Origin of the sequence: Pseudomonas sp. NPDC086278 (genome assembly GCF_050280905.1) — a bacterium.
GTDB lineage: Bacteria > Pseudomonadota > Gammaproteobacteria > Pseudomonadales > Pseudomonadaceae > Aquipseudomonas.
Map to the genome: position 1 here is coordinate 1 of NZ_JBNNWE010000032.1, position 13,119 is coordinate 13,119.

At 60.4% G+C, this 13,119-nt stretch carries 13 protein-coding genes and 1 pseudogene; 11 read left to right on the forward strand and 3 right to left on the reverse strand.

Annotated elements, in window-relative coordinates:
- Window positions 1-180 (forward strand): annotated as a pseudogene (locus tag ACQKP4_RS12475) (sulfite exporter TauE/SafE family protein); the annotation flags it as partial.
- Here ACQKP4_RS12475 and ACQKP4_RS12480 read toward each other — a convergent pair.
- Window positions 170-484, reverse strand: coding sequence for a putative quinol monooxygenase (locus ACQKP4_RS12480; RefSeq protein ID WP_427633484.1), 315 nt, complete (start codon window positions 482-484; stop codon window positions 170-172). The pseudogene ACQKP4_RS12475 and the gene ACQKP4_RS12480 overlap by 11 nt on opposite strands.
- A gap of 161 nt (window positions 485-645) precedes the next feature.
- Between ACQKP4_RS12480 and ACQKP4_RS12485 the strand changes: the two genes are divergently transcribed.
- The 4 genes from ACQKP4_RS12485 to ACQKP4_RS12500 all read left to right on the forward strand — a co-directional run bounded on the left by ACQKP4_RS12485 (window position 646) and on the right by ACQKP4_RS12500 (window position 3,962).
- Window positions 646-1,236, forward strand: a complete 591-nt coding sequence (locus ACQKP4_RS12485) for an NAD(P)H-dependent oxidoreductase (protein WP_427633486.1) — start codon at window positions 646-648, stop codon at window positions 1,234-1,236.
- 57 nt (window positions 1,237-1,293) lie between these two features.
- A complete protein-coding gene (locus ACQKP4_RS12490) occupies window positions 1,294-2,205 on the forward strand; it encodes a LysR substrate-binding domain-containing protein (protein WP_427633488.1) in 912 nt (303 codons plus the stop codon).
- Between the two features lie 103 nt (window positions 2,206-2,308).
- Complete coding sequence (locus tag ACQKP4_RS12495) at window positions 2,309-3,202, forward strand: NAD-dependent epimerase/dehydratase family protein (RefSeq protein ID WP_427633490.1); 894 nt, start codon at window positions 2,309-2,311, stop codon at window positions 3,200-3,202.
- Between the two features lie 145 nt (window positions 3,203-3,347).
- Window positions 3,348-3,962, forward strand: coding sequence for a Fic/DOC family protein (locus ACQKP4_RS12500; RefSeq protein WP_427633492.1), 615 nt, complete (start codon window positions 3,348-3,350; stop codon window positions 3,960-3,962).
- A 25-nt stretch (window positions 3,963-3,987) separates the two neighbouring features.
- Here the strand turns inward: ACQKP4_RS12500 and ACQKP4_RS12505 are convergent, their stop codons facing one another.
- The gene (locus tag ACQKP4_RS12505) at window positions 3,988-4,149 is read right to left on the reverse strand and encodes a hypothetical protein (protein ID WP_427633494.1); all 162 of its coding nucleotides are present in this window, start codon (window positions 4,147-4,149) and stop codon (window positions 3,988-3,990) included.
- 128 nt (window positions 4,150-4,277) lie between these two features.
- On the opposite strand from ACQKP4_RS12505, the gene ACQKP4_RS12510 reads away from it, so the two are divergent.
- From ACQKP4_RS12510 to ACQKP4_RS12535, 6 genes are all read left to right on the forward strand, one after another.
- Window positions 4,278-5,723: a SulP family inorganic anion transporter gene (locus ACQKP4_RS12510; RefSeq protein WP_427633496.1), complete on the forward strand. Its 1,446-nt coding sequence runs from the start codon at window positions 4,278-4,280 to the stop codon at window positions 5,721-5,723.
- Window positions 5,724-5,903: 180 nt separating this feature from the next.
- Window positions 5,904-7,253, forward strand: a complete 1,350-nt coding sequence (locus tag ACQKP4_RS12515) for a gluconate:H+ symporter (RefSeq protein WP_427633498.1) — start codon at window positions 5,904-5,906, stop codon at window positions 7,251-7,253.
- A 14-nt stretch (window positions 7,254-7,267) separates the two neighbouring features.
- Window positions 7,268-8,128: a MurR/RpiR family transcriptional regulator gene (locus ACQKP4_RS12520; RefSeq protein WP_427633500.1), complete on the forward strand. Its 861-nt coding sequence runs from the start codon at window positions 7,268-7,270 to the stop codon at window positions 8,126-8,128.
- A gap of 1 nt (window position 8,129) precedes the next feature.
- On the forward strand, window positions 8,130-9,587 hold the full coding sequence (locus tag ACQKP4_RS12525; RefSeq protein WP_427633502.1) for an N-acyl-D-amino-acid deacylase family protein: 1,458 nt from the start codon (window positions 8,130-8,132) through the stop codon (window positions 9,585-9,587).
- Window positions 9,588-9,697: 110 nt separating this feature from the next.
- Window positions 9,698-11,110 (forward strand): surface-adhesin E family protein, encoded by a 1,413-nt coding sequence (locus tag ACQKP4_RS12530; protein WP_427633504.1) that lies wholly within the window; start codon window positions 9,698-9,700, stop codon window positions 11,108-11,110.
- Window positions 11,111-11,177: 67 nt separating this feature from the next.
- Entirely contained in the window at window positions 11,178-11,546 is a 369-nt protein-coding gene (locus ACQKP4_RS12535) for a glyoxalase superfamily protein (RefSeq protein WP_427633506.1), read from the forward strand.
- 374 nt (window positions 11,547-11,920) lie between these two features.
- On the opposite strand, the gene ACQKP4_RS12540 is transcribed toward ACQKP4_RS12535, so the two are convergent.
- Window positions 11,921-12,937: an AraC family transcriptional regulator gene (locus ACQKP4_RS12540; RefSeq protein WP_427633508.1), complete on the reverse strand. Its 1,017-nt coding sequence runs from the start codon at window positions 12,935-12,937 to the stop codon at window positions 11,921-11,923.
- Between the last annotated feature and the right edge of the window lie 182 nt (window positions 12,938-13,119).

Below are 13,119 nucleotides of genomic sequence, written 5' to 3' on the forward strand. Positions count from 1 at the left end.
CTATGGCGCGGCGCGTTGGGCGGCGCAGAATTGAGCGCGTCGTTGCTGGCGCTGATCCCCGCAGTGCTGGGCATGTTGCTCGGCCAATGGCTGCGTCAACGGATCAGCGCCGTGCTGTTCAAGCGTGTGTTCTTCATCGGCCTCGGCTTGCTCGGCGGCCACTTGCTGATCAGCGGGTAGCGGACGACGGGCTGAGCATGTCGATGGCGCGGATGTCGAAATCCCGTTCCAGATAATCCATGCGCGTGTCGCGGAACTGCTTCATGTGCGGCAGGTTGGCGTGCACATCGAGGTGGGCCTGGGATTGCCAGATCTCGTAAAAGATAAACAGTGTCGGGTCCTGCTTGTCGCGCAGCATGTGGTACTCGATGCAGCCGGGCTCGGCACGACTCGCCTCTACGTAACCGCTGAAAAGCGCTTCAAACGCGTCGGATTTTTCCGGGCGGGTCTTGGCGTGCAGGATGAAGCCTTGCATTTCACTCATCAGAAAACTCCTCAAGTTCAGAATCGGCGCAAGTTTATGGCAACAATCGATGGTCGATTCGTGCGTATTGGTCAAATGAGTATTGCGAAACCAGGGCTTATTCCGCGCGAGGTACGCGGTTAACCTGCCGCCATCCGATTTCTGACCTTTCGAGTCTTCCCATGAAAAAAGTTCTGTTACTCAATGGCGGCAAACAATTCGCCCACTCCGACGGTCGCTACAACGCGACGATGCACGAAACCGCGCTGAGCGCGCTGGATCGTGGCGGCCTGGATATCAAAACCACGTTCATCGACGAGGGTTACGACGTCGCCGAAGAAGTCGCCAAGTTCCTCTGGGCCGACGTGATCGTTTATCAAATGCCCGGCTGGTGGATGGGCGCGCCGTGGACCGTCAAAAAATACCTCGACGAAGTGCTCACCGAAGGTCACGGCAGCCTCTACGCCAGCGACGGCCGCACCCGTTCCGATGCCTCGCAAAAGTACGGCAGTGGCGGTTTGTTGCAGGGCAAGCAATACATGTTGTCCCTGACCTGGAACGCGCCGCAGCAAGCCTTCGACGACCCGACCGACTTCTTCGAAGGCAAAGGCGTGGACGCGGTGTACTTGCCGTTCCACAAAGCCAACGAGTTCCTCGGCATGACCGGTCTGCCGACGTTTCTGTGCGTTGACGTGATGAAACGTCCGAATGTCGACGCCGATATCGCCCGCTACGAACAACACCTGACGCAGGTGTTCGGGCTCCCGGCTTGAGGTTCCATTCGCCCCGTATCCAGCTACTATCAAGCCAGTTTTGAATAAGGGGCCGCCGTGAAAGCCAGATCCGATGAGTTGCAGATTTTCGTCTGTGTGATTGAGTGCGGGTCGATTTCGGCTGCGGCTGAACAAGTCGGGCAAACGCCTTCGGCCGTCAGCCGCACGCTGTCGAGGCTGGAGGCGAAGCTCGAGACCACGCTGATCAACCGCACCACGCGGCGCATGGACTTGACGGAGGAGGGCAAGTATTTCTTCGAGCAGTCCAAGCTGATTCTCGATCAGATGGATGAACTTGAAGAACGCCTGAATTCGCGCCAGCAGACACCGTCCGGACGCTTGCGGATCAACGCCGCGTCACCGTTCATGCTGCACGCCATCGTGCCGCACATCGATGAGTTCCGCCGGCTCTACCCGGACATCCAGCTCGAACTCAACAGCAACGACCTGATCATCGATCTGCTGGAGCAAAGCACCGACATTGCCATCCGCATCGGCATCCTGGCCGACTCGACCCTGCACGCCCGTTCGCTGGGTTGCAGCCCGCTGCACATCGTCGCGAGCCCGGCGTACCTTGAGCAACACGGTACGCCGGCAGCGGTGGCCGAGCTGGATCAACACCGGTTGCTGGGCTTCACCCAGAACGACGGCCTCAACCAGTGGCCGCTGCGTTATGTGCACGGTGATCGCTGGCCGATCCAGGCATCGATCAGCGCCTCCAGCGGCGAGACGCTGCGCCACCTCGCGCTGGACGGTCAGGGCATTGCCTGCCTCTCGCACTTCATGACCATCGATGACATCCGCGCCGGGCGGTTGAAGGTGCTGCTGGCCGATTTCAACAGCGGCTATCGTCAGCCGATCAACGCGGTGTACTACCGTAACTCGCAACTTGCGCTACGGATTCAATGCTTCCTGGACTTCATTCAAGGCAAATTGGCGGTCTACGCGAATGCGAACTTCAAGGGTTGATTCGTGATTCCTGCGCAAGAGTGAATTGGGCAAACGGGCCTGTTTTGCTCCCGGTCGGTCCTCGATACTCGCGGCATCACTTATTAACGCAGGGAGTTTCTCCATGAACGTATTCCTTACCGGCGCAGCGGGTTTCATCGGCGGCTCCATCGCCACCGGCCTGATCCGGGCTGGCAACCAGGTCACTGGCCTGGTGCGTAACCAGCAACAAGCCGATGAGTTGCGTGCACTGGGCATCACCCCGGTGATCGGCACTCTTGACGACAGCGCACTATTGGCGGAACAGGCCCGCGCGGCCGACGCCGTGATCAACGCCGCCAGCAGCGACCATCGCGGCGCGGTCGAAGCCCTGCTCGATGCCTTGCGCGGCTCCAACAAAGTATTTCTGCACACCAGTGGTTCGAGCATCGTCGGCGATGCATCCGGCGGTAAATCCAGCGACGTCATCTATTACGAAGACAACCTGCCCGAGCCGACCGTCGACAAGGCCGCCCGCGTGGCCATCGACAACCTGATCCTCGCTGCCGCCAACGACGGCGTGAACTCGGCGGTGATCTGCAACACCCTGATTTACGGCCACAGCCTGGGCGTCCAGCGCGACAGCGTGCAACTGCCGCGCTTGCTGAAACAGGCGCGTAAAAGCGGTGTGGTTCGCCATGTCGGCACGGGGCGCAACATCTGGTCCAACGTGCACATCGAAGACGTGGTTTCTCTCTATTTGTTGGCGCTGAGCAAAAACGTATCGGGCACGTTCTACTTCGTCGAAAGCGGCGAAGCGTCGTTCATCGACATGACCACCGCCATGGCCCAAGCGCTGAAACTGGGCGCGCCGCAAGACTGGCCGCTCAAAGACGCCGAGGCCGAATGGGGTTACGAAATGGCCAACTACGGCCTGGGCTCCAACAGCCGTGTGCGTGGCAAACAGGCGCGTGAGTTGCTGGGATGGGCGCCGAAGCGGACGTCGGTGGTTGAATGGATTCGTAATGAAATGGTTTGAACGTCGCAGGAGCGCAGCGTTGCTGGTTTGACCGTTAAAAGACGGCTGCCTTGGGGCGGCCGTTTTTGTTTTTGGGTTTGATCAAGGACCGCGCCCGAGCCTATGGTGGATTCTTTCAATCAGGCAGGGTCAGGAGGCGCGAAAAATGACAAATCGCTATGACTCCGACGGGGCGCAAGGTACTTATGAGCCGGGGTCGGATGAACAGGTCCTGGCCAACCGACTGGGTATTACTGATCCAAATGACATGGACGATGCCGAGTTGATGCTGTTGGAAAAACTGTATCAGTCGGTCTTGGTCGAACACCTGCCTGATCGGCGATTGACTGTCCAGGATCTGAAAGACTGGCATCGCAGGTGGCTTGGGAACATCTATCCGTGGGCGGGAGACATTCGCTCGGTGAACATGGGGAAAGGCGGTTTCTTCTTCGCCGCCGCCCCGCAAATTCCCCGGTTGCTCAGCGATTTTGAAAATGGCTGCCTCGCGAAATTCACCCCTTGCAGTGTCGATGGCGAAGGGTTGATCGAGGCGATTGCCATCGCCCACGTGGAGTTCATCCTGATTCACCCATTTCGTGAAGGTAACGGGCGTTTGTCGCGGCTGTTAGCGGATGTGATGGCTGTACAGGCTGGCCGCATGCCTTTGGATTACAGCGCGTGGGAAGCCCACAAAGACGCTTACTTTGCGGCGATCAATCAAGGACTCACTTGTGATTACGAACCGATGAAACATTGGGTCCGGCAAGCGTTGCTGGAGTGATTCACGGTGACATTGACTCGGCGCACTATTGCGCAAGTTTGAGATGCAGGAATTTGCTGGTTTTGCTTTTGAGTTTGCGTTCGACTGCTTCGACGCTCTGCCCTGTTTCAATGGCAGTAGAGCTGGCGACGGCACGAATCACTGCGTCGGAATTCAGTTTTTTACCGTGGCGACGTGAAGTGGTCATGGCGGTGGCTCAGTTGGGGCGCGAGTGGCGAGTATAGCGCAGCATGACTTCTACGCCCCACAACTGGCCGCGCCGCGCTCAATTCCGTAACATCCGCTGCCTTCTTTCTCTGCTGTGTCCGGTCTTCGATGAAACCACAACGTCTGCGCGCCGATGTCCTGGCCGGGCTAACCACTTCTTTCGCCCTGCTACCCGAATGCATCGCCTTCGCGCTGGTGGCTCACCTCAACCCGCTGATGGGGCTTTACGGGGCGTTCATCATTTGCACGCTGACCGCGCTGTTCGGCGGGCGGCCGGGCATGGTGTCGGGGGCGGCCGGGTCGATGGCGGTGGTGATTGTGGCGTTGGTGGTGCAGCACGGCGTGCAGTATCTGCTCGCGACCGTGTTGCTGGGCGGCTTGATCATGCTCGCGTTCGGGCTGCTGAGGCTGGGCAAACTGGTGCGCATGGTGCCGCACCCGGTGATGCTCGGTTTTGTTAACGGCTTGGCGATCATCATTGCCTTGGCGCAACTGGAGCACTTCAAAAGCGCTGACACCTGGCTCAGCGGCACGCCGTTGTATGTGATGACGGGGCTAGTGGCGTTGACGATGGCCATCGTTTATCTGCTGCCACGCCTGACGCGTGCTGTGCCGCCGGCGCTGGTGGCGATCCTGAGTGTCGGGCTGGCGGTGTATGTGCTCGGTTTGCCAACGCGTACCCTGGGCGACATGGCGCACATCGCGGGCGGCTTGCCGACGTTTGCCTGGCCGGACATCCCGTGGAGCCTCGACACCCTGCGCATCATCGCGCCTTACGCGACGTTGATGGCGCTGGTCGGCCTGTTGGAAACCCTGCTGACCCTGAACCTCACTGACGAAATCACCGAGAGCCGTGGCTTCCCTGATCGCGAGTGTGTGGCGCTGGGCGCGGCGAATATGGTCTCGGGCGTGTTCGGCGGCATGGGTGGCTGCGCGATGATCGGCCAGACGGTGATCAACCTCAGTTCCGGCGGTCGCGGGCGGTTGTCCGGCGTCGTGGCCGGGGTGCTGATTCTGTTGTTCATTCTGTTTCTGTCGCCGCTGATCGAGCGCATCCCGCTGGCGGCGTTGGTGGGCGTGATGTTTGTGGTGTCGCAGCAAACCTTCGCCTGGGCTTCGTTGCGGGTGGTTAACAAAGTGCCGCTGAACGACGTGTTGGTGATCGTCGCGGTGACGGTCATCACCGTGCTCACCGATCTCGCCACTGCCGTGCTCTGCGGGATCATCATTGCCGCGCTCAACTTCGCCTGGCAGCAGGCCCGCGAACTGTATGCCGACGCGCATCTCGAAGCCGACGGCAGCAAGCGCTACCACGTGCATGGCACGCTGTTCTTCGCCTCGACCACGCCGTTCCTCAATCAGTTCGACCCGGCCAACGATCCAGCGGTCGTGACCGTCGATTGTCGCCACCTGAGTGTTGTCGACTACTCGGCCATCGCCGCGCTGAAGACCCTGCGTGAGCGCTATGCCAAGGCCGGCAAGCAGCTGCGCGTGCTGCACTTGTCGGAACGCTGCAAGAAACTGCTCAAGCGCGCTCGGGTGCATCACGACTGATCCTCCGGCTGGGGATGTAAATCCACCTGCCTGATTTTCATATCCATCGACCGCGCATACCTCTGCGCGACATTCCTTACCTCTGCACGAAAATTAGTTTCACTCCGTTTGAAAATCACGCCTTGAAATGATTTATGACTTTCACAAACATTTCGACGTGACCCTTTCGAGGAGTACCGCATGACCCTGTCCTTCGGCTATTGGCTGCTGGTGTACGCCGCCATCGCCATCATCGCGCTGATCGTGCTGATCGCCCGTTATCGACTCAATCCGTTCATCGTGATCACCCTGGTTTCCATCGGCCTGGCCTTGCTGGCCGGGATGCCGGCGTCTGGCGTGGTCGGTGCGTACGAGGCCGGGGTCGGCAAAACCCTGGGGCACATTGCGCTGGTGGTGGCGCTGGGGACGATGCTCGGCAAGATGATGGCCGAGTCCGGCGGTGCCGAGCAGGTGGCACGGACCTTGATCGACCGTTTCGGCGAGAAGAACGCGCATTGGGCGATGGTCTGCATCGCGTTCCTGGTCGGGCTGCCGCTGTTCTTCGAGGTCGGTTTTGTGTTGCTGGTGCCGATTGCCTTCACCGTGGCGCGGCGGGTGGGCGTGTCGATTCTGATGGTCGGTTTGCCGATGGTCGCCGGGCTCTCGGTGGTACATGCACTGGTGCCGCCACACCCGGCCGCGATGCTGGCGGTGCAGGCGTATCAGGCCTCGGTCGGGCAGACCTTGCTCTACGCGATCCTGATCGGCATTCCGACCGCGATCATTGCCGGCCCGTTGTACGCCAAATTCATCGTGCCGCGCATTCAACTGCCAGCGGAAAACCCGCTGGAGCGGCAGTTCATCGACCGCGAGCCGCGCGACCGCTTGCCAAGCTTCGGCATTACCATGGCGACCATTCTGTTGCCGGTGGTGCTGATGCTGATTGGCGGCTGGGCCAACCTGATCTCGACACCGGGCAGCGGTTTCAACCAGTTTCTGCTGTTCATCGGCAACTCGGTGATCGCATTGTTGCTGGCGACCTTGCTCAGCTTCTGGACTCTGGGCATCGCCCAAGGCTTCAGCCGCGAATCGATCCTCAAATTCACCCAGGAATGCCTGGCACCGACGGCCAGCATCACCTTGCTGGTCGGCGCCGGCGGTGGTTTGAACCGGATTCTGGTGGACGCCGGCGTTACCGATCAAATCGTCAGTCTGGCCCACGAATTTCACTTGTCGCCGCTGATCATGGGCTGGCTGTTCGCCGCGCTGATGCGCATCGCCACCGGTTCCGCGACGGTGGCGATGACCACGGCCTCGGGAATCGTGGCGCCGGTGGCCGTGGGTCTGGGCTATCCGCATCCGGAACTGTTGGTGCTGGCGACGGGCGCGGGTTCGGTGATTTTCTCCCACGTCAACGACGGAGGCTTCTGGTTGATCAAGGAATACTTCAACATGACCGTCGCCCAGACCTTCAAGACCTGGACCGTGCTCGAGACTATTATTTCGCTGGTCGCGTTCGGGCTGACGGTTGGTCTTTCTTACCTGATCTAACGGAGCCGCCCGCCATGGACATCCTCTACCAGATCCGCGCCCGTCAGGATTCCTTCAGCGCCGGCGAAGGACGCATCGCGCGGTTGATGCTCGACGATGTCGGGTTCGCCTCGTCCGCCAGCCTCGATGAGCTGGCGCTGCGAGCGGAAGTCAGCACGGCGACGCTGTCGCGTTTTGCCCGCACCGTCGGTTGCCGCGACTTGCGTGATCTGCGTCTGCAACTGGCCCAGGCCAGCGGCGTCGGCAGCCGTTTTCTCGACCCGGCGGGCACGCCCGAACAGTCGGCGTTCTACGGGCAGATCGTGGGTGATATCGAGTCGACGTTGCGCCAGCATCTGTCGGCGTTCGACGAGTCGCGTTTCGTCGATGCGGTGAAATTGCTGGGCAAGGCGCGGATGATTCATGCGTTCGGCATGGGCGGCTGCTCGACCTTGTGCAGCGATGAACTGCAAGTGCGGCTGGTGCGATTCGGCTACCCGATTGCGGTGTGCCACGACCCGGTGATGATGCGCGTGACCGCCGCCAGCCTCGGTGCCGATAACGCGCTGATCGTCTGCTCGCTGACCGGCCTCACGCCCGAATTGCTCGAAGTGGTGGCGCTAGCCCGCAACTACGGTGCACGCATCGTCGCCATCACCCGCGCCGATTCGCCGCTGGCGCAACTGGCCGATGTGCTGCTGCCGTTGCAAGGCGTCGAAACCTCGTTCATCTACAAACCCACGGCGGCGCGCTACGGCATGCTGCTGGCCATCGATGTGCTCGCCACCGAGCTGGCGCTGGCCAATCCTGAAGACAATCAAGAACGTCTGCGGCGGATCAAACTCGCCCTCGACGATTACCGCGGCGGCGACGATCACTTGCCGCTGGGAGACTGAAATGATCTACGACACGCTCATCCGCAACGCCCTGATCATCGACGGCAGTGACCGCCCCGGTTACTCCGCCGACGTGGCAATCCTGAAGGGCCGCATCGAGCGCATCGGCGACTTGCACGCGGCCACGGCCAGCGCAGAAATCGACGCTGCCGGCCGGGTGCTGGCGCCGGGTTTTATCGACGTGCACACCCACGACGACACGGTGGTGATCCGCCAGCCGCAGATGCTGCCCAAACTCAGCCAGGGCGTGACCACGGTGATCGTCGGCAACTGCGGGATCAGCGCTTCGCCGGTGACGTTGCAGGGTAATCCGCCAGACCCGATGAACCTGCTCGGCACCGCCGCGGCATTCGTTTATCCGACGTTCCGCGATTACCGCGCAGCGGTCGAAGCGGCCAACACAACGTTGAACGTTGCCGCGCTGGTCGGCCACACCGCGCTGCGCAGCAATCACCTCGACGACTTGTTCCGCACCGCCAAGCCGGATGAAATCAGCGCGATGCGCGGGCAACTGCGCGACAGTCTTGAGGCCGGCGCGTTGGGCTTGTCCACAGGCCTGGCGTACGCCAGTGCGTTCTCGGCGTCCACCGATGAAGTGATGCAATTGACCGAAGAATTGACGGCATTCGGTGCGGTGTACACCACCCATTTGCGCAGTGAATTCGAGCCGGTGCTGGAGGCGATGGATGAGGCGTTCCGGATCGGTCGTCATGCCCAATCCCCGGTGATCATTTCCCACCTCAAATGCGCGGGCGCGGGCAACTGGGGACGCAGTCCGCAACTGTTGGCGTCGCTCGAAAAAGCGGCGCTCACCCACCCGGTAGGCTGCGATTGTTACCCCTACGCGGCGAGCTCCTCGACGCTGGACCTCAAGCAAGTCACCGACGCCCATCGCATCACCATCACCTGGTCCACGCCGCACCCGGAACTGGGCGGCCGTGACTTGATGGACATCGCCGCCGAGTGGGGCGTGCCATTGCTCGACGCGGCGCGCCGTCTGCAACCGGCCGGCGCGGTGTATTACGGAATGGACGAGGCCGACGTACGCAAAATTCTCGCGCACCCGCTGTCGATGGTCGGCTCGGACGGCTTGCCGGAAGACCCGTTCCCGCACCCACGCTTGTGGGGCGCCTTTCCACGGGTGCTCGGCCATTTCAGTCGCGATGTCGGGCTGTTTCCGCTGCACACCGCCGTGCACAAAATGACCGGGCTGTCGGCGGCGCGGTTTGGCTTGAAGGAGCGCGGCGAAATTCGAGAAGGGCACTGGGCGGACCTGGTGTTGTTCAATCCGGCGACCATTCGCGACGTGGCGGATTTCAATGATCCGCAACGGGCGGCGGAAGGGATTGACGGGGTGTGGGTCAACGGCGTGTTGAGTTACAGCGAAGGCCAGGCGAACGGTAAAAGGGCAGGGCGGTTTCTGGCGCGGCAAGGGGATTTGCGTGACGGCTTCCAGTAGGCATTCTTTGCTGTCCGTCACACTGGTGGCACATTGCAATTAAAGAAAGCCACCAGCAAGCCGAAGCGCTGACATTCAGTTGATTTGGCGTGACTCGCCCAGGGAGTTTCATGTACCGCGTTTGTTTGCTGGTTGCCGTTACGTTATTGGCCGGTTGCGTCAGCCCTCAGGCACGGCGGGCAGCCGAAGCCGAGACACTGTTCAATGGCGTTCTGTCGAAGCCCCTGGTCAGTGATTCGATCATGCGTGAAGGCGACATCCTGAGTTTCCAGATCAGCCAGTCCGGCAATGCCCAGGCGGCGGCAGGTCTGGTTTTTCAAATGGAAGCTTCGTGTACCTCCGATCGGGCCAACTTGCTCTACCTGGGCGGTGGCGGCCGGATGTATCCAGGTCTCAATGCTCACCAGTATTCGACGGGCAGGGCGGTTCCGGCCAACGTGCTCGGGGTGTTGAAGAGCAACCCGGATTTCATCAAGGCGTGTGCCACTACTCCATCGTCGGATTGGCGTGTAGTCAAAGGCAGCGGCGAGGATCAATGGGTATTGCTTGATCGCAACAGCCTCAAGAAGGACGGTTCTGAACTGAGATTCTGGGCGGCCTACGACAACCCGTTGATTGGATACGATGCGCCTTACGACGCGCCCTATGCCCAGAAACGCGAGCATTACGCGGTCGATTGTGGCAAGCAAACTTATCGCGTGGTGGCGGGATACGACCTGGATGCCAACAACACCGTCACGGACGGTCAGGATGCAGTTGCACTGACGTCCACGGCGATCAGCGGCAGCAACGACGACTACGAACGGCTGTTCAAACTGGCCTGCGATAAACCGGAGTCGGAGGCACAACTTCCGAGGTTCGTTGCCCGTGCGAAGAAAGCCGCGCCAGTGACCCTGCCGCCGCTTTCCCCGGCGGTGGGATCGGCCATCAAGAATCTGAACATGCCGGTTGCCGTCAAACCGCTCAGCTATGTGGAAGTTGCAGGACAGTCGACTTACAAGGCCAAGACCTCGGACCTGCATGAAGAGCGATTCATCGGGATCGATAGCGCCTCGCAGCAAATGACCGTGCGTATGTCAGGGGCCAATTACGAGAGCGATGCCGTGTCCTTTCGCGGCCTGTTCGATCTGGCGCGTTTGAGTCGATTCAGCATCTCGAAGGGGCCCTTGATGAAAGACACTTCCAGTGTCATCAGCTTGAGCTTCACCGGCGACTGGCAGCATATGCCGATCAACGGGCGGTTGAGCTACAGCGCGACCGTGCGCAACACCAACACGCTGATCGGCAAGGTCGAGGAGCGTCAGGACAGTAGCGATTGCACGGTCATTCGCGAGCTGTCGGCCAGCGAACTCAATGTCACCTTGAGCGGTTCAGCCAAAGAGTTGACGTGCAGTCAAAAAGACGATGAGTACAAACGGGTCGATACCTACTATTACTTGTCGGATTATGGTTACTTCTTCTTTGCGCGCACTGACAAGAACCGCTTTCACTACAACGATCTCGCGCTCAAGACGGTGCATTGATCCGGCAATTTGAACCAGACACATGGCCCGCTGAACACGGGCCCTTCCCACTGGCGAGAACACTCCTATGAGCTTCGGCAAAACCACCCCGATCCTGCGGATCTTCGACGAAAGCAAGGCCATCGAGTTCTACGTCGACTTCCTCGGTTTCAAGATCGACTGGCAACACCGTTTCGAAGCGAACTTCCCGCTGTACCTGCAACTCTCCCGGGGTGAATGCGTGCTGCACCTGTCGGAGCATCACGGCGATGCCACGCCGGGCTCGGCACTGCGCATCGAGACCGATGAACTGGAAGCCTTTCAACAGCAACTGCTGGCCAAGGAATACACCTTCGCACACCCACAAATTCAGGCCATGCCGTGGGGCAGCCAGGACATGACCATCGCCGACCCGTTCGGCAATCGGCTGGTGTTCACCAACGCGATCAGCCTCTGACTGCAATCGTTATAAGGCGCGCGAAGAAGCCCGCTCACAAACCCTTGTGGTTTGGCAGCGGGCTTCTTCGTTCAGGGATCAGCGGCCAATGTGGCAAGCGCCGCGTCACCGCATCGATCACTCGGTGGGCACTAGTTTATCCAGCACTTGATTGACCGCCATTCCTAATAAGGCCGCATCGCAAGGATTTGTGGGCGCTGTCGCGTAACGCCGAGTGTCTTTAAACATGCGCACTGAAAGACGTTTATTGCGCCGTTGCGACTGACGCCTTCGCGAGCAAGCTCGCTCCCACAGGGGGTTTGTGTCGTTCACAAAATAGAGGCCAATAAAGATCCACTGTGGGAGCGGGCTTGCTCGCGAAGAGGCCAGTGCCGTCACATCCGGTGGGTCTGGCGAAACTCGCCCGGCGGCATCCCGCGCCGGCTCTTGAAGGTGCGGTGAAACGAGCGGGGTTCGGTGAAGCCCAGGTACTGGGAGATGTCCTGGATCGGCAAATTGCTGTGCAGCAGGTAATGCTCGGCCAGCTCCTGGCGCAGGTCATCGAGGATCTGCTGGTACGAAGTGCCGGCCTGATGCAACTGGCGTTGCAGCGTGCGCACCGACACCGCCAACTGCTCGGCCACCTGCTCTTTGCGCGGCAGGCCTTCCTTGAGCAACTGGCGCAGGATGCTTTTGACCCGCAGCTCCAGCGACGCGTCCTCCAGCGTGGCCATCAACCCCAGGGCATGTTCCTCCAGGGTGCGCAGCAATTGCGGATCGGCCTGGCGCAAGGGCAATTGCAAATACGGCAGCGGGACAATCAGCGCCGCGTAAGGTTGGTCAAACAGCACCGGGCAATCGAAGAATTGTTCGTACTGCGCCAGCGTCGTATCGGCCGGGAGCGCATGTTCAAACCACACGGCGGCCGGCGACAGCTGCGTATCGGCAATCCAGCGCGCGTATTGCAACCAGGAACCAAGCACGTTTTCCACCAGGTGGCGGCGGATGCGCGGGCGTTGATAGCGGCAGGTCCAGATCAGGTGCACGTGACCGTCCTGCACCTCGACGCGGCTGACCCCCATGTCGCCCACCAGTTTCTCGAACGGCATGATCCGGCTCATGGCATCGCCCAGGGTCGCGCAGTTCATGGTGATGTAACCCAGCACGCTCCAGGAATTGGGCAAGACAAAACGCGCGGCGTTAAGGCCGAACAACGGATCGCCCGAGTGTTCGCAGAAATAATCGAGCAACCGTTCATGGGCTTCGCCCGGCAACCGCAGGCTGTTGTCACTCAACTGGTGCGCCTGCAACCCGGCCGCCGCCAACGCAGGCTCGATGGCCAGACCCATTTGTTCGGCATGACGCAGGTATTTGAGCAGCGGCGGAACCGAGGTGAAACCCAGGGATTGCATGACCGTCTTCCTTTGATCAAGGCCCGCAGGCGCGGATGAATGCGCTGAAAGGTAAGTTGAAACCACCGCTAAAGTAAATGGCTGGGGTTTGCGCGACGTTTGACTCAATTGGCTACTCGAACTGGCCGGATGCGACCGTGACACTTTCGGGCAGCTGACTAGTATGTAGGCCTGGAACATCA